Origin of the sequence: Variovorax frigidus, from assembly GCF_051216515.1 — a bacterium.
GTDB lineage: Bacteria > Pseudomonadota > Gammaproteobacteria > Burkholderiales > Burkholderiaceae_C > Variovorax.
Window position 1 is genome coordinate 151044 of record NZ_JBPJZF010000006.1, and the last position, 15848, is coordinate 166891.

Sequence of the window (15848 nt, forward strand, 5' to 3'; positions counted from 1 at the left end):
CCCGATGCGCCTTCGGCCTGGAGAAAAATGAGATGCAACCCCTGATCGATGGCCTGGTCTTCATCGTCGACGACGATGCGAGCGTGCGCGATGCGCTGGCCTGGCTGCTGCGTTCGCGCCGGCTGGCCAGCGAGCCCTTCGCCTCGGCCGATGCCTTCGAGGCCTACATCACCAGCATGCCGCCGCTGCCGCAGCCGCACTGCCTGCTGCTGGACGTGCGCATGCCGGGCACCAGCGGCCTGGTGCTGTTCGACCGCCTGGCCGAGCGCGGTCTGCTGGATTCGATGCCGGTGATCTTTCTGACCGGCCATGCCGATGTGCCGACCGCGGTCGACCTGGTCAAGCGCGGGGCCTTCGACTTCTGCGAGAAGCCGTTCTCGGACAACGCGCTGGTGGACCGCATCGAGAAGGCGCTGGGCGCCTCGCTGCAGGCGGTGCAAGCGCAGGCTGTGCGTCAGGCCTTGCGCGGCCGCATCGGCGAGCTCACCGATCGAGAGCGCGACGTGATGCGGCTGGTGGTCGAAGGATTGCCCAACAAGCTGATCGCCGATCAGCTGTCCATCAGCGTGCGCACGGTAGAGGTCCACCGTGCGCGCCTGTTCGAGAAGATGGACGTCAAGTCGGCCGTGGAACTGGCCAACCTGCTGCGCGGGATTTAGCCCTGACGTTCGCCGACGTAGATCTCGACGCGGCGGTTCTGCGCGCGGCCCGCATCGCTGTTGTTGTCGGCGACCGGTTCGCGCGAACCACGGCCTTCGATGCGGAAGGCGCTCGACGGCACGCCGCGGGCGATCAGGTAATCACGCGTGCTGGCGGCACGGTCGACCGACAGCGGGTTGTTGATGGTGTCGCTGCCCGTGCTGTCGGTGTGGCCGATGATGCGGACTTCGGCGTTCGGGTTGTTGCGCAGGCCGTTGGCGAACTGGTTGAGCACCGGTGCGAAGTTGGACTTGATGGCCGAGCGGCCGGTGTCGAAGGACACGTCGCTCGGGATCGCGAGCTTGAGCTCGTTGTTGGCCGTCTGCGTCACGCCGATGCCGGTGCCGCGGGTGGCGGCTTCCATCTCGCGCTTCTGGTTTTCCATGCGCTGCGACCACAGGTAGCCGCCCAGTGCGCCCACGCCGGCACCGATGGCCGCGCCCGTGCCGGCGCGACCGCCGGTGACGGAACCGATCGCGGCTCCGCCCAGAGCGCCGACGCCGGCGCCGATGCCGGTGTTGCGTTGCGTGTCACTCATGCCGGCGCAGCCGGTCAGGACGACGGCGAGTGCGGCAGTGGCGAGTACGAGTTTTTTCATGGCGGATTCCTTCGATCGAAGTTAAGAGACGCCGCAGCATGATCTGCCGCGGGATGCCGGTCAATTATCCCGACGAAAGCAGGGCTGAAATGTCGGCGCGCAGGCCGCGGCATGTCACGATCCGGGGTCCATATCCTCTTGAAAACCATCAAGGCAAAGGCCTCACAGCTATCAAATGAATAGCAATATCGCTGTTACCCCACGATACGATGCGGCCTCGCCCGACAGGGAAAGCGTGACATTCAGCCGCGGGGCGGCGTGTCTTCCGGCGCGTCGGCCTTGTGCACCGGGTCGATTTCGCCACCCTTGCGGCCGGAGAACATGGTCCACCACACGATGAAGACGAGCAGCACGAGGGCGCCGAGCGCTTCAAGCAAAATCAGACCCATGACAAAAGGACTCCGGTGGCTGGTGGTGACGGCCATCGTAACAATGCTCGCAGCCTGCTCGACCGGCACGCGCATCCCGCCCACGCCTTCGCCGCCCATCGGCAGCAGCCCCCCGCCAGTGCTGGGCCCGCTCACCGGGTCGCTCGCGCACCCCAAGAGCCGCTGGGTGCCGGTGGCCTGGTCCGAACTGCCGGGCTTCAACGACGATGCCACGCACGAAGGCTGGGATGCGATGGTGTCGAATTGCGCGCGCCCCAACGCCGCCTTCGCGCCCTTGTGCCAGGACGTGCGGCGCCTCGCGATCGCGGATGCCGACGCACAACGCCGGTGGATGACCGAGCGCCTGCAGCCCTACCGCGTGGAATCGCTGACGGGCCAGAGCGAGGGCCAGCTCACCAGCTATTACGAGCCGGTCTACGAGGCCTCGCGCCAGCAGACCGCGCAGTTCAACGTGCCGGTTCACGCCACGCCCGTCGGCCTGGTGCCCAAGCGGCCCTGGTTCACGCGCGAGCAGATCGAAACCCTGCCCGAGGCGCAGGCCGCGCTGCGCGGCCGCGTGATCGCCTGGATGGCCGACCCGGTCGACGCGATGATGCTGCACATCCAGGGCTCGGGCCGGCTGCGCCTGACAGAGCCCGACGGCCGGCAGCACACCGTGCGCGTGGCCTTCGCCGCCACCAACGAGCAGCCCTACCGCAGCATCCAGCAGTGGCTGATCAACCAGGGCGCGGGGCGCGTGAGCCGCTGGCCCGACGACACCAAGGCCTGGGTCGCGCAGAATCCGCAGCGCGTGTCGCAGCTCATGTGGAGCAACCCGCGCTACGTGTTCTTCCGTGAAGAGACACTGACCGAGGTCGATGCCGCCTTCGGCCCGCGCGGTGCGCAGGGCGTGCCGCTGACCGCCGGCCGCTCGATCGCGGTCGACCGCGACAGCATCCCCTACGGCACGCCGGTCTGGCTGACCACGCCCGGTCCGTCCGTGCAGCTGCAGAAGCTGGTGGTGGCGCAGGACACGGGCAGCGCCATTCTCGGCGCCGTGCGCGCCGACTACTTCGCCGGTACCGGCGCGGAAGCCGGCAAGCTCGCAGCGACGGTGAACCAGCCGCTGCGACTCTGGGCGCTCTGGCCTAAATAAAGCCCACCCCCGAAGGGCTTGCCCACTGCGTGTGGCTGCGCCCCTCCCCCTCGAGGGGGCGACACCGGCGGCCCGGCAGAGCCGGCTCCGCGGTGTCCCTGGCCCACCCCGAAGCGCCTGCGGCCCTCCCCCTCAAGGGGGCGACACCGGCGGCCCGCCAGAGCCGGTTCCGCGCTGTCCCTGGCCCACCCCCGAAGCGCCTGCGGCGCTCCCCCTTGAGGGGGGCGACACCGGCGGCCCGGCGAAGCCGGTTCCGCGGTGTCACTGGACCACCCCCGATGCGCCTGCGGCGCTCCCCCTCAAGGGGGCGACACCGGCGGCCCGGCGAAGCCGGTTCCGCGGTGTCCCTGGCCTTGATACGAATGGCGTGGTCACCGCACAGCGCCCGACTTTCATCGAACTGACACACGATTTTCTCTGCACTGTCATCGCGGCTGCCTATGGTCGCGGGCTGAACCCGTTCAACCCACGAAAGACAGTGCACATGAATGCCAAGACCCTGACTGCGGCGCCTTCGCTCGATCCCGACGACATCGGCCACAACACGACGAAGAACCCCGAGTTCAACGATCTGATCGCCGCGCGCCTGAGCCGTCGCAAACTCTTCGGCCTGGGCGTGGGCACGGCCGGCGCGGCCCTGCTGACCGCTTGCGGCGGCGGCAGCGACAGTTCTGCCGCCCCGGCACCTGCGCCCGCTCCGGCCCCGGCACCCGCGCCGGCGCCCGCACCGGCCGCCCCCAAGCTCGGCTTCAACCCCGTGGCCAAGAGCCTCGCGGACGCGGTCGTCGTGCCCGCCGGCTACACCGCCAGCGTGCTCTACCGCCTGGGCGACCCGATCGCCACGGGCGTGCCGGCGTACAAGAACGACGGCACCGATGCCGCCGCCACCTATGACCGCCGCGCCGGCGACCATCACGACGGCATGACCTTCTTCGGCGTCGACGCCGCCGGCAAGTGGAGCCACAGCGCGGCCGACCGCGGCCTGCTGGTGATGAACCACGAAGCCATCACGCCGCTGTTCCTGCACCCCACGGGCCAGACCATCAATGCGGGCGTCCGCACCGTCGCCGAAGAGGTGCTGCGCGAGTTCTACCTGCACGGCGTGAGCGTGATCGAGGTCAGCAAGAGCGCCAACAAGTGGAGCTACAAGCAGGCTTCGGGCTTCAATCGCCGCGTGCACACGCTGACCGAAATGGCCTTCTCCGGCCCGGTCGCCAAGACCGACTACCTGAAGACCAAGTACTCGACCGACGGCAGCATGACGCGCGGCACGGTCAACAACTGCGCCAACGGCACCACGCCCTGGGGCACCTACCTCGCCTGCGAAGAGAACTGGGCCGGCTACTTCCGCCGTATCGCCGACACCGACAGGCCCAACCGCAGCGCCAAGGAACTCGCATCGTTCGCACGCTATGGCGTCGCCGGCGCCGGCCGCGAACTGTGGGCCACCGTCACGCCCGACACCAGCGACGACCTGTACGGCCGCTGGAACACCGAAGTGCGCGGCGCCAACGCCCTCGCCGACTACCGCAACGGCGCCAACACCTACGGCTGGGTCGTCGAGATCGACCCCTTCGATGCGCTGTCCACGCCAAAGAAGCGCACCGCGCTCGGCCGCTTCGGCCACGAAGGCGCATGCCTGGGCCCGGTCGTGGTCGGCAAGCCGCTGGTCTGGTACATGGGTGACGACTCGCGCGGCGAGTACATCTACAAGTTCGTCTCGACCGCCCTCTGGGACGCGGCCGACGCGACGCGCGGCCTGGCCGCCGGCGACAAGTACATGGACGCAGGCCGCCTCTACGTGGCCAAGTTCGCTGCCGACGGCACCGGCCAGTGGGTGGAACTGGCCTTCGGCGTGAACGGCATCACGGCGAGCAACAGCGCCTATGCCTTCGCCGACGCCGCCGACGTGGCCGTCAACACGCGCCTGGCCGCCGACGTGGTGGGCGCCACCAAGATGGACCGTCCGGAATGGACCGCGGTCAACCCGAAGACCGGCGAGGTGTATGTCACGCTGACCAACACCAATGCCAGCGCACGTCCGATCGACAAGACCGATGCGGCCAACCCGCGCTTCTACACCGACCCGAAGGGCGGCTCGGGCAACCCGAACGGCCACATCGTGCGCTTCGCCGACACCAACGGCGACCCGGCTGCGCTGACCTTCAAGTGGGACGTGTACCTCTTCGGCGCGCGCTCGGTCGCGGCACCCGACGTCAACGTGTCGCAACTCAGCGCAGACAACGACTTTTCCAGCCCCGACGGCATGTGGTTCAGCGAGGCCGCACCGGGCCTGCTGTGGCTGCAGACCGACGACGGCGCCTACACCGACGTGACCAATTGCATGCTGCTGGCGGCCATCCCAGGCCGTGTCGGGGACGGTGCGGCCAAGACCATCACGAACACCAGCGCCAACGGCACCATCACGCGCACGCAGGACACCTTCGTCGGCAAGGCGCCGGGCAGCGATGGCCTGCGCCGCTTCCTGGTCGGCCCGAAGGACTGCGAACTCACCGGCATCGCCGAATCGGGCGACGGTCGCGCGCTGTTCGTGAACATCCAGCACCCGGGTGAAACCCCACCGTCGACCGGTACCGACGACTCAAGCAAGTTTGGCAGCCACTGGCCGGACGGCGGCATGTCGCGCCCGCGCTCGGCCACGCTGGTGATCACCCGTGACGACGGCGGCCTGATCGGCCTCTGATCACGGCCCGGTGCAACGCCGGGCCTCCTCGTGAAGACCCCGCGCTGCCGCTGCCTCAACCCCGAGGCAGCGGCAGCGCCGTTTTGTAGCGCACCTGCTTGAGCGCGAAGCTCGAGCGGATCTTCTCGATGCCGGGGATCGGCGTGAGCTGTTCCATGATGAACTTCTCGAGCGCCGCCATGTCGGCCACCGCGACGCGGATCAGGTAGTCGCGGTCGCCGGTCATGAGGTAGCACTCCATCACCTCGTCGTGCTCGGCGATGCGCCGCTCGAAGTCGGCCAGCGACTCCTTGCCCTGCGTGCGCAGGCTGATCGAGATGAACACGTTGAGCCCCAGGCCCAGCGCCTGCGCGCTGGCCAGCGCCACGTAGCGGTCGATCACGCCGGCCGCCTCCAGCGCCTTCACGCGCGCCAGGCAAGGCGAGGGCGAGAGGTGCACGCGCCGCGCCAGTTCGACGTTGGACAGCGCACCGTCGCGCTGCAGTTCGTCGAGGATGCGCAGATCCATGGGATCGAGTTTCATGAAATGCCGCCGGAGATTGCTTTTTCGGCATTTTATGCGGCACAAAGGGCAAAAATCGGCCCTTCACGGCAGCTCATGCGGCGCGTAGCATCCTAAAGTGCCTGCTATGAATGCACCGATTTCCGCCTCGCAGCTGCACGCCCTCATGACCCCCGACGCCCACGATCCCGACCCGCAGGAAACCGCCGAATGGCGCGATGCGCTGACCGCGCTGGCCCAGACGCAGGGGCCCGAGCGCGCACGCCAGATGCTCGACGCGCTGGCCCAGGTCGCGAGCCAGCAGCGCATCGGCTGGAAGCCGGAACTCTCGACGCCCTACGTCAACACCATCGGCGTCGACACGCAGCCCGCCTTCCCCGGCGACCTCGCGATCGAGGAGCGGCTCGGCTCGCTGATGCGCTGGAACGCGCTGGCGATGGTGGTGCGCGCCAACCAGGCCTACGGCGAGCTCGGCGGCCACATCGCGAGCTATGCGAGCGCGGCCGACCTGTTCGAAGTCGGCTTCAACCATTTCTTCCATGCGCGCAACGAGCGGCATGGCGGCGACCTGGTGTTCTTCCAGCCGCACAGCGCGCCGGGCGTCTATGCGCGGGCCTACCTCGAAGGCCGCTTGAGCGAAGGCGACCTGCTGCACTACCGCCAGGAACTCACCGCCCCCGCCTTCACCCAGGGCAGCGGCGCGCGCGGCCTGTCGAGCTACCCGCACCCCTACCTGATGCCGGACTTCTGGCAGTTCCCCACGGGCTCGATGGGGATCGGTCCGATCAGCTCGATCTACCACGCGCGCTTCATGCGCTACCTGAGCGACCGCCAGTTGCAGGACTGCAGCCAGCGCAAGGTCTGGGGCGTGTTCGGCGACGGCGAGATGGACGAGCCCGAATCGATGAGCGCGCTCACGCTGGCCGCGCGCGAGAAGCTTGACAACCTGGTGTGGGTGGTCAACTGCAACCTGCAGCGCCTGGATGGCCCGGTGCGCGGCAACGGCCGCATCGTCGACGAGCTGGAAAAGCTGTTCGCGGGCGCGGGCTGGAACGTGATCAAGCTGGTCTGGGGCAGCGACTGGGACGGCCTGTTCGCGCGCGACACCACCGGCGCGCTGGCGCGTGCCTTCGCGCACACGGTCGACGGCCAGATGCAGACCTTCGCCGCCAAGGACGGCCGCTTCAACCGCGACTCCTTCTTCGGCCAGAACGAGGAGTTGAAGAAGCTCGCGCAGGGCATGACCGACGAGCAGATCGACCGCCTGAAGCGCGGCGGCCACGACCTGGTGAAGATCCATGCGGCCTATGCCGCGGCGGCCGCACACCAAGGCCAGCCGACCGTCATCCTGGCCCACACCAAGAAGGGCTACGGCATGGGCGCCGCGGGCCAGGGCAAGATGACCACGCACTCGCACAAGAAGTTCGAGAGCGCGGACCTGATCGGCTTCCGCAACCGCTTCGACCTGCCGCTGTCCGACGGCCAGGCCACCTCGCTGACCTTCTACAAGCCGGCCGAGGACAGCGCCGAGATGCGCTACCTGAAAGCGCACCGAGAGGCACTGGGCGGCTCGATGCCGCGGCGCGAGACCGACTGCGCGGTCGTGCCCAAGCCCGAACTCGCGGCCTATGCGCAGTTCGCGCTGGCGGCCGGTGGCAAGGAGATGAGCACCACCATGGCCTTCGTGCGCATGCTGGGCAATCTGTTGAAGGACAAGGCGCTGGGCCCGCGCGTGGTGCCCATCGTGGCCGACGAGGCGCGCACCTTCGGCATGGCCAACCTGTTCAAGCAGGTCGGCATCTATTCGAGCGTGGGCCAGCGCTATGCGCCCGAGGACATCGACTCGATCCTGAGCTACCGCGAGGCCACCGACGGCCAGATCCTGGAAGAGGGCATCAGCGAGGCCGGCGCCATCGCGAGCTGGACCGCCGCGGCCACCAGCTACAGCGTGCACGGGCTGGCGATGCTGCCGTTCTACATCTACTACTCGATGTTCGGCTTCCAGCGCGTGGGCGATGCGATCTGGGCCGCGGCCGACCAGCGCGCGCGCGGCTTCCTGCTGGGTGCGACCTCGGGCCGCACCACGCTGGGCGGCGAAGGCCTGCAGCACCAGGACGGCACCAGCCACCTGGTGGCCGCGACCATTCCCAACTGCAAGGCCTACGACCCGGGCTTCGCGGGCGAGATGGCGGTGATCGTCGATGCCGGCATCCAGGAAATGATGGTCGCGCAGCGCGACGTCTTCTACTACGTCACGCTGATGAACGAGAACTACGCGCAGCCCGACGTGCCCGCCGAGGCCGCGGCCGACATCCTGCGCGGCTGCTGGCGTTATGAAGGTTGGCGCGATGCGTCGTCGAAGGCCACCAAGCCCCAGGTCACGCTGCTGGGCTCGGGCGCGATCCTGACCGAGGTGGTCAAGGCCGCACAGCAGCTCGAAGCCGAGGGCATCGCGGCCGAGGTGATCAGCGTCACCAGCTGGAGCGAACTCGCGCGCGACGGCGCGGCCTGCCAGGCACGGGCCTTGAACGGCGAAGAGGCCGGCACCGCCTTCATCGCGCAGCAACTGGGCAAGGGCAAGACGCCGATCGTGGCCGCCACCGACTATGTGCGCGCCGTGCCCGAGAGCGTGCGCGCCTTCCTGCCCGAAGGCCGGCGCTACCTCACGCTGGGCACCGACGGCTTCGGCCGCAGCGACACGCGCGCCGCGCTGCGCGACTTCTTCGGCGTCGATGCGGCCAGCATCGTGCGCGCGGCGAAGCACGCGCTCCGCTGACCCCCTCGCCCACGGGCTTGTCCCGTTGGTGCGCGCGCAGCCTCGGGGTATGGTCGGGCCCTCCTGAACCAGCACGCCTGCGGGCATCGCAATGAACACAGTCGGATTGATCGGCCTGGGCGCCATGGGCCTCGGCATCGCGCAGACGCTGCGCAGCAACGGATACGAAGTGCACGTCTGCGACGTGCGGCCCGGCGCGGCCGCGGCCTTCGCCGAGGGCGGCGGCGTCGCGCATGCCACGCCGGCCGACGTCGGCGCGGCCTGCGACATCGTCGTGAGCGTGGTGGTCAACGCCGCGCAGACCGAGGCCGTGCTCTTCGGCGAGCACGGCGCCGCGGCCACGATGCGGGCCGGCAGCACTTTCGTCATGTGCTCGACCGTCGACCCGAATTGGTCGGTGGCGCTGGAACAGCGCTTGAACGCCACCGGCCTGCACTACATCGACGCGCCGATCTCCGGCGGCGCGGCCAAAGCCGCGAGCGGCCAGATGACCGTGATGTCGGCCGCCAAGCCCGAGGCCTATGCCCGGGCCGGTGCGGTGCTCGACGCGATGGCGGGCAAGGTCTACCGGCTGGGGGACAGCGCGGGCGCGGGCAGCAAGGTCAAGATCATCAACCAGCTGCTGGCCGGCGTGCACATCGCCGCGGCGGCCGAGGCCATGGCGCTGGGGCTGCGCGAAGGCGTGGACGCGGCGGCGCTGTACGAGGTCATCACGCACAGCGCGGGCAACAGCTGGATGTTCGAGAACCGCATGGCCCACGTGCTCGCGGCCGACTACACGCCGCTGTCGGCGGTCGACATCTTCGTGAAGGACCTGGGCCTGGTGCTCGACACGGCGCGCGCGAGCAAGTTTCCGCTGCCGCTGGCCTCGACCGCGCACCAGATGTTCATGCAGGCCTCGACCGCCGGCTTCGCCAAGGAAGACGACAGCGCGGTGATCAAGATCTTCCCGGGCATCACGCTGCCCGGCGCGACGAAGCAGTGAAGCACACGCGCGCCGCGAAGCCCGCGGCCGCCCTGCCGGACACGGTGCCCGGCCGGGTGCACTTCGACCTGACCACGGTGCGGCTGTTCATCGCCACGGCCGAGTCGGGCAGCATCACGCGCGCCGCCGAGCGCATCGCGCTGGCGCCGGCCGCGGCCTCGCGCCGCATGAAGGAGCTCGAGGCGCAGTTCGGCGTGCCGCTGTTCCAGCGCCTGCCGCACGGCATGGCGCTGACCGACGCGGGCCGCACCTTGCTGGCCCACGCGCGCAGCGTGGCGCACGCGGTGGCGCGCATGCAGGACGACGCGCAGGCCTTCCGCCACGGCGACAAGGGCGTGGTGCGCATCGCGGCCTGCACCTCGGCCGTGCTGCAGTTCATGCCGCAGGACCTGCAGCGCTGCCACGCGGCCTACCCCGGCATCAAGATCGACCTGCAGGAGATCAACAGCCAGGGCGTGCTGCAGGCCGTGAGCCGCGGTGTCGTCGACCTGGGCATCTACGAGAGCACGCAGGGCGGCCTGGCGCTGCCGGCCATGCACTACCACGAGGACCGGCTGGTGCTGGTGGTGCACGCCAGCCACGCGCTGGCCGCGCGGCGCAGCGTGCGGCTGGAGGATTTCCTGCCCTACGACGTGATCGGCCTCACGCAAGGCTCGGCCATCTCGACCACGCTCGCGCGCATGGCCTCGGAGGCGCAGCACATGCTGCGCATGCGCATCCACGTGGGCAGCTTCGACAGCATGACGGCCATGATCGCGCAGGGCATCGGCATCGGCCTGATGCCGCAGGCCGTGGCGCAGAGCTTCGCGGGCGGCAAGGCCTTCCGCCGGCTGCACATCGACGACGACTGGGCCGCGCGGCGCTTCACGCTGTGCCACCAGCCGGCCGCGGCGATGTCCTCGGCCGCACTCACGGTCGCGGCCATGCTGTGCCCGGGTGAATTCGCGAACCGCGAATCCTGAGTCGCGCAATGAGCGATGGCCGCGGCGCGCGGCCTCTCCTACAGTCCGCGCACAACAGGAGACATCCCCCATGACCCACGCCTTTGCACGCGCGCTCGCGGTTCTCGCGCTCGCCGCTGCCGCCCCGCTCGCGGCGCATGCCCAACCTGCGGCCTTTCCCGGCAAGCCGCTGCGCATCAACGTCGGCGCCTCGGCCGGCGGCGGCACCGACGTGGTGGCCCGCATCTTTTCCGAGAAGATGGGCCAGGGCCTGGGCCAATCGATCATCGTGGACAACCGGCCCGGCGCTGCCAACACCATCGCGGCCGACCTGACCGCGAAGGCGCCGGCCGACGGCTACACGCTGCTGATGGCGACCAATTCGCCGCAGGTGATTGCGCCGCATTTGATGAAGCTGGGCTTCGATCCGCTGAAGCAGCTCACGCCGATCGGCATGGTGGTGACGGTGCCGCACGTGCTCATCGTCAATGCGCAGAACCCGGCCAAGGATTTCCGCGCGCTGCTGGCCGACATCAAGGCCAAGCCCGACAAGCTGAGCTATGCGTCTTCGGGCATCGGCAGCGTGCAGCACATCGCGGGCGAACTGTTCATGGCCGCGAGCGACACCCGCATGGTGCACGTGCCCTACAAGGGCAGCTCGCAGGCGCATTCGGACATCCTTGCCGGCCAGGTCGACCTGATGCTCGACACCACCTCCTCGGCCATGGCGCTGATCAAGGCCGGCAAGTTCCGCGCGCTGGCGGTGACCACGCCGCAGCGCTCGAGCGAACTGCCCGACGTGCCGACGCTGGCCGAGCTGGGTCTGAAGAACGCCGAGATGAGCACCTGGTACGCGATGTACACGCCGACCGAGACGCCCGCGCCGGCGCTCGACCGGCTGGTGACCGAGTTCAACAAGTCGCTGCAGCTGCCCGAGGTGCAGACCAAGCTGCGCGCGCTGGGCGGCACGCCGTCGACGCTGACGCGCGAGCAGTTCGTGCAGCTGCAGGCCGCCGACTACCAGCGCTTCGGCGCCCTGATCAAGCAACGCAACATCAAGCTGGACTGAGCCCCCCATGACACTCCCACGCATCGCACTGGCCATCGGCGACCCTGCCGGCATCGGCCCCGAAATCGTCGCACGCCTGCTGGCCGACCCAGCCACCGCGGCCAAGGCCGACATCCAGCTCATCGCCAGCCGCGAGGCGCTCGAAGCCGGCGCGCGCGCGGCCGGCGTGCCGCTGCCCGTGGCCGGCGAGCGCCTGCGCTTCGTCGAATGGGCCGGCCAGGATGCGCGCTTCGCGCCCTCGGTCGCGAGCGCCGACAACGGCCGCTTCATCCTCGACAGCCTGACGCTGGGCACGCGCCTGGTCACCGACGGGCAGGCCGACGCGCTGTGCTTCGCGCCGCTCAACAAGGGCGCGATGCGCATGGGCGGCATGCACGAGGAAGACGAGATGCGCTGGTTCGCCAAGCTGCTCGACTACAGCGGCCCCTGCGGTGAGTTCAACGTGCTGGGCCCGATGTGGACCGCGCGCGTGACCTCGCACGTGGCGCTCAAGGAAGTCTCGTCGCTGCTCACGCCCGAAGGCGTGGCCGGCGCCATCCGCATGCTGACCGACGCACTGCGCGCGGCCGGCACCGCCCAGCCGCGCATCGGTGTGTGCGGCCTCAATCCGCACAACGGCGACAACGGCAACTACGGCAGCGAAGAGGCCGAGGTGATCGAGCCCGGCATCCTGCTCGCAGCCTCGCAGGGCTTTCCCGCGCTGGGGCCTTACCCGGCCGACACCATCTTCGTGCGCGCGCGCCGCGGCGACCTCGACGGCATCGTCACGATGTACCACGACCAGGGCCAGATCGCGACCAAGCTGCTGGGCTTCGACATCGGCGTGACGGTCGAGGGCGGCCTGCCGATCCCGGTCACCACGCCCGCGCACGGCACGGCCTACGACATCGTCGGCCAGGGCACGGCGCAGGCCACGGCCATGACCAGCGCCTTCGATCTGGCCTGCCGGATGGGCACGAGCCACCGGGCACGCACCGGCGCCTGAGCAACCACGAACGCCTGGCGCGACGCACCGATGCCGCGCCAGGCCAGGGTTTTCCCACGGCCAGCCTGCGCGAATCAACGTATACATTAATCCATACGTTAATCGCCGATCGCCTTCCATGCCCAGCCCCAAGCTCCAGCCCACCGAAGCACGCAGTGCCGCGCAATCCGCCCGGAACGCCGCGTCGCCCTCGTCGTCACGCAAGGACGTCGCCTACGAAGGCCTGCGCCGCCGCATCCTCGACAACGTCTGGCCGCCCGGCCACCAGGCGCTCGAACAGGAGATCGCGCTGGAACTCGGCCTGAGCCGCACGCCGGTGCGCGAGGCGCTGATCCGGCTCGAGCGCGAAGGCCTGGTGCAGGTGATCCCGCGCCACGGCATGCGCGTGCTGCCGATGTCGGCGACCGACATGCGCGAGATCTACGAGATCCTCACGGCGCTCGAGAGCCTGGCCGTCGAGTTGGTCGCGACGCGCCGCCCTTCGGACGCCGAGCTCGCGCCGCTGGTGCAGGCGACGCAGGCGATGGAGCGCGCGCTGGCCAGGGACGATCTCGATGCCTGGGCCCGCGCCGACGAGACCTTCCATGCGCAGCTGGTCACGATGGCCGGCAACCGCCTGCTGACCGACGCGGTCTTCAGCCACTGGGACCGCGCGCACCGCGCCCGCATGTTCACGCTGCGGCTGCGGCCCAAGCCGGTCAACTCGACGCAGGAGCACACCGCCCTCGTGGAATGCCTGCGTGCCGGCGATTCGGCCGGCGCGTCGGCGGTGAACCGCGCGCACCGCCAGCGCGCGAGTCGCGAGCTGCTGGCGCTGTTCGAGCGCTACCGGCTGCAGCAGATGTAGGCCGCGCCGCTTCGCCCTTTTTCCTCCCGATTTCAAGTCACACACGAGCGCCCATCCCATGGAAAAGAACTACCGCATCGCCGTCCTGCCCGGAGACGGCATCGGCACCGAAGTCATGCACGCGGCCGAGGCCGTGCTGCAGGCCGTGCAGCCGCGCATCGGCCGCGCGCTGGCATTGGAGTGGCTGCCCGCGGGCGCACAGCACTACCTCGACAGCGGCGTCGCGCTGCCCGAGGCCACGCTGCGCAGCTGCGAGGCCGCCGACGCCATCCTGTTCGGCGCGATGGGCCTGCCGCACGTGCGCGGTGCCGACGGCACCGAGATCATTCCGCAGCTCGACCTGCGCATGCACTTCGACCTCTACGCCGGCGTGCGCCCGATCCGCACCTTCCGTGGCCTGCCCACGCCGCTGTCGCATCCGAAGGCCGAGCACATCGACCTGGTGCTGGTGCGCGAAAGCACCGAAGGCCTGTTCTATGCGCGCGGCCGCGGCGACGTGCGCGGCGACGAGGAGGTGTTCGACACCATGCGCATCACGCGCCACGGCACCACGCGCATCTGCGAATTCGCCTTCCGCCTGGCCGCCCGCCGCGCCGAGCGGCTGGGACGTGCGGGCCGCGTGACCAACGTGGACAAGGCCAACGTCTTCGCTTCGATGGCCTTCTTCCGCAAGGTGTTCGAGGAAGTCGCGGCGCGCCATCCGGCGGTCGCGGCCGACAGCGGCTACGTTGACGCGATGGCGCTCAACCTCGTGATGAAGCCCTGGACCTACGACGTGCTGGTGACCGAGAACATGTTCGGCGACATCCTGTCGGACCTGATCGCTGCGCTGGTCGGTGGCATGGGCATGGCGCCCTCGGGCGACATCGGTGACAAGCACGCGTTGTTCCAGCCCGCGCACGGCACCGCGCCCGACATCACCGGTCAGGGCAAGGCCAACCCGACCGCGATGCTGCTGTCGGCGGCCATGATGCTCGAGTGGCTGGCCGATCGCAACGGCGACAGCGCGCTGGCCGACGGTGCCGCGCTGATCGAGCGCGCGGTCGAGCAGGTGTTCGCCTCCGGCCAGGTGCGACCGATGGAGTTCGGCGGCACGCACGGCACGGCCGACATCACGCGCGCGGTGGTCGCCGCGCTGCGCCCCATGTAGGCAGGGCAACGCGGTGCGCCATGCGCGTCGCCGGCGGGCATCGCCCGCCGTCCCGTTTTTCAAACCACAGTGACGGAGACAAAAGATGAAAAGCTTCCTGAAAGCCACCCTGCTCGCGGCCGCCACCTTGAGCGCACCCTGGACCGCGCAAGCCCAGGCACCGGCCTGGCCGACCAAGCCGGTGAAGATCGTCGTGCCCTCTCCGCCCGGCGGCAGCACCGACCAGATCGCACGCGCCATCGGCCAGAAGCTCTCGGAGGCCTGGGGCCAGCCGGTGGTGGTGGAGAACCGGCCCGGCGCCGGCCTCACGCTCGGCGCCGACTACGTGGCCAAGTCGCAGCCCGACGGCTACACGCTGCTGATGGGCGCGGTGCACCACTCGATCGCGCAGTCGGTCTACAAGAAGCTGCCCTACGACTTCGGCAAGGACCTGGCGCCGATCACGGTGCTGGCCATCGTGCCCAACGTGCTGATCGTCTCCACCGCCAACCCCGCGAAGAACGTGACCGAGCTCATCGCGCAGGCCAAGGCGCAGCCCGGCAGGCTCAGCTACGGCAGCACCGGCGCGGGCACGGCGCACCACCTGATCGGCGAGCAGTTCAACGACATGGCCGGCACCGACATCCTGCATGTCGCCTACAAGGGCAGCAGCCCGGCGCTGGTCGACCTGATGGGCGGCCAGACCACGATGATGTTCGACACCGTGGCCTCCTGCCTGCCGCTGATCAAGGGCGGCAAGCTGCGCCCGCTGGCGGTGGCCACGGCCAAGCGCTCGTCGGCGCTGCCCGACGTGCCGACCTTGTCGGAAGCGGGTCTGACCGGCTTCGACATCGCGACCTGGTTCGGCCTGATGGCGCCGGCCGGCACGCCGAAGGCGGTGATCGACAAGGTCTACGCCGATTCGGCCCGCATCCTCGCCACGCCCGAGATGAAGAAGCAATGGCTGGAGATGGGCGCCGAGCCGGTCGGCAACACGCCCGAACAAATGAGCGCCCAGATCAAGTCCGAGATGGGAAAATTCGCCACACTGGCCACCAAGGCCAAGCTGAGCCTGGACTGAACCACACA

The 15848-nt window shown here is 69.4% G+C and carries 14 protein-coding genes; 11 read left to right on the plus strand and 3 right to left on the minus strand.

Translation table 11 applies throughout. From position 1 onward, the window contains the following. Positions 1–32: 32 nt before the first annotated feature. Positions 33–659 carry a response regulator transcription factor gene (locus ACSFBC_RS18785; RefSeq protein WP_435511866.1) on the plus strand — a complete coding sequence of 209 codons (627 nt, stop codon included), beginning with the start codon at positions 33–35 and terminating at the stop codon, positions 657–659. Here the strand turns inward: ACSFBC_RS18785 and ACSFBC_RS18790 are convergent. After that, positions 656–1297 (minus strand): YiaD family glycine zipper/OmpA-like lipoprotein, encoded by a 642-nt coding sequence (locus ACSFBC_RS18790; RefSeq protein ID WP_435511867.1) that lies wholly within the window; start codon positions 1295–1297, stop codon positions 656–658. The two genes, ACSFBC_RS18785 and ACSFBC_RS18790, sit on opposite strands and share 4 nt — an antisense overlap. 242 nt (positions 1298–1539) lie before the next feature. Beyond that, positions 1540–1686 carry a hypothetical protein gene (locus tag ACSFBC_RS18795; RefSeq protein WP_286555475.1) on the minus strand — a complete coding sequence of 49 codons (147 nt, stop codon included), beginning with the start codon at positions 1684–1686 and terminating at the stop codon, positions 1540–1542. On the opposite strand from ACSFBC_RS18795, the gene mltA reads away from it, so the two are divergent. Next, positions 1685–2821 (plus strand): murein transglycosylase A, encoded by a 1137-nt coding sequence (gene mltA, locus ACSFBC_RS18800; RefSeq protein WP_435511868.1) that lies wholly within the window; start codon positions 1685–1687, stop codon positions 2819–2821. The genes ACSFBC_RS18795 and mltA overlap by 2 nt on opposite strands. Positions 2822–3305: 484 nt before the next feature. Then, a complete protein-coding gene (locus ACSFBC_RS18805; RefSeq protein WP_435511869.1) occupies positions 3306–5525 on the plus strand; it encodes a PhoX family protein in 2220 nt (739 codons plus the stop codon). 55 nt (positions 5526–5580) lie between these two features. Here the strand turns inward: ACSFBC_RS18805 and ACSFBC_RS18810 are convergent, their stop codons facing one another. Then, positions 5581–6048: an Lrp/AsnC family transcriptional regulator gene (locus tag ACSFBC_RS18810; RefSeq protein WP_435511870.1), complete on the minus strand. Its 468-nt coding sequence runs from the start codon at positions 6046–6048 to the stop codon at positions 5581–5583. A gap of 106 nt (positions 6049–6154) precedes the next feature. On the opposite strand from ACSFBC_RS18810, the gene mdeB reads away from it, so the two are divergent. From mdeB to ACSFBC_RS18850, 8 genes are all read left to right on the plus strand, one after another. Next, positions 6155–8803, plus strand: coding sequence for an alpha-ketoglutarate dehydrogenase (gene mdeB / locus ACSFBC_RS18815; RefSeq protein ID WP_435511871.1), 2649 nt, complete (start codon positions 6155–6157; stop codon positions 8801–8803). Between the two features lie 91 nt (positions 8804–8894). Further along, on the plus strand, positions 8895–9788 hold the full coding sequence (gene ltnD, locus ACSFBC_RS18820; RefSeq protein WP_435511872.1) for an L-threonate dehydrogenase: 894 nt from the start codon (positions 8895–8897) through the stop codon (positions 9786–9788). Beyond that, positions 9785–10750 (plus strand): LysR family transcriptional regulator, encoded by a 966-nt coding sequence (locus tag ACSFBC_RS18825; protein WP_435511873.1) that lies wholly within the window; start codon positions 9785–9787, stop codon positions 10748–10750. Before ltnD ends, ACSFBC_RS18825 begins: the two co-directional genes overlap by 4 nt. 70 nt (positions 10751–10820) lie before the next feature. Next, positions 10821–11798: a Bug family tripartite tricarboxylate transporter substrate binding protein gene (locus ACSFBC_RS18830; RefSeq protein ID WP_435511874.1), complete on the plus strand. Its 978-nt coding sequence runs from the start codon at positions 10821–10823 to the stop codon at positions 11796–11798. A 7-nt stretch (positions 11799–11805) separates the two neighbouring features. Then, positions 11806–12783 carry a 4-hydroxythreonine-4-phosphate dehydrogenase PdxA gene (locus tag ACSFBC_RS18835; protein WP_435511875.1) on the plus strand — a complete coding sequence of 326 codons (978 nt, stop codon included), beginning with the start codon at positions 11806–11808 and terminating at the stop codon, positions 12781–12783. Positions 12784–12901: 118 nt separating this feature from the next. After that, positions 12902–13630: a GntR family transcriptional regulator gene (locus tag ACSFBC_RS18840; RefSeq protein ID WP_435511876.1), complete on the plus strand. Its 729-nt coding sequence runs from the start codon at positions 12902–12904 to the stop codon at positions 13628–13630. A 58-nt stretch (positions 13631–13688) separates the two neighbouring features. Then, entirely contained in the window at positions 13689–14780 is a 1092-nt protein-coding gene (locus tag ACSFBC_RS18845; RefSeq protein ID WP_435511877.1) for an isocitrate/isopropylmalate dehydrogenase family protein, read from the plus strand. Positions 14781–14865: 85 nt separating this feature from the next. After that, positions 14866–15840: a Bug family tripartite tricarboxylate transporter substrate binding protein gene (locus tag ACSFBC_RS18850; protein WP_435511878.1), complete on the plus strand. Its 975-nt coding sequence runs from the start codon at positions 14866–14868 to the stop codon at positions 15838–15840. Positions 15841–15848: the final 8 nt, after the last annotated feature.

Excerpts from the sequence above, each read along its gene's own strand:
- ACSFBC_RS18795 (WP_286555475.1), bottom strand. The coding sequence starts at position 1,686 with ATGGGTCTGATTTTGCTTGAAGCGCTCGGCGCCCTCGTGCTGCTCGTC.
- ACSFBC_RS18850 (WP_435511878.1), top strand. The coding sequence starts at position 14,866 with ATGAAAAGCTTCCTGAAAGCCACCCTGCTCGCGGCCGCCACCTTGAGC.
- ACSFBC_RS18785 (WP_435511866.1), top strand. The coding sequence starts at position 33 with ATGCAACCCCTGATCGATGGCCTGGTCTTCATCGTCGACGACGATGCG.
- ACSFBC_RS18840 (WP_435511876.1), top strand. The coding sequence starts at position 12,902 with ATGCCCAGCCCCAAGCTCCAGCCCACCGAAGCACGCAGTGCCGCGCAA.
- ACSFBC_RS18835 (WP_435511875.1), top strand. The coding sequence starts at position 11,806 with ATGACACTCCCACGCATCGCACTGGCCATCGGCGACCCTGCCGGCATC.
- mdeB (WP_435511871.1), top strand. The coding sequence starts at position 6,155 with ATGAATGCACCGATTTCCGCCTCGCAGCTGCACGCCCTCATGACCCCC.
- ACSFBC_RS18790 (WP_435511867.1), bottom strand. The coding sequence starts at position 1,297 with ATGAAAAAACTCGTACTCGCCACTGCCGCACTCGCCGTCGTCCTGACC.
- ACSFBC_RS18830 (WP_435511874.1), top strand. The coding sequence starts at position 10,821 with ATGACCCACGCCTTTGCACGCGCGCTCGCGGTTCTCGCGCTCGCCGCT.
- ltnD (WP_435511872.1), top strand. The coding sequence starts at position 8,895 with ATGAACACAGTCGGATTGATCGGCCTGGGCGCCATGGGCCTCGGCATC.
- ACSFBC_RS18810 (WP_435511870.1), bottom strand. The coding sequence starts at position 6,048 with ATGAAACTCGATCCCATGGATCTGCGCATCCTCGACGAACTGCAGCGC.
- ACSFBC_RS18845 (WP_435511877.1), top strand. The coding sequence starts at position 13,689 with ATGGAAAAGAACTACCGCATCGCCGTCCTGCCCGGAGACGGCATCGGC.
- mltA (WP_435511868.1), top strand. The coding sequence starts at position 1,685 with ATGACAAAAGGACTCCGGTGGCTGGTGGTGACGGCCATCGTAACAATG.
- ACSFBC_RS18805 (WP_435511869.1), top strand. The coding sequence starts at position 3,306 with ATGAATGCCAAGACCCTGACTGCGGCGCCTTCGCTCGATCCCGACGAC.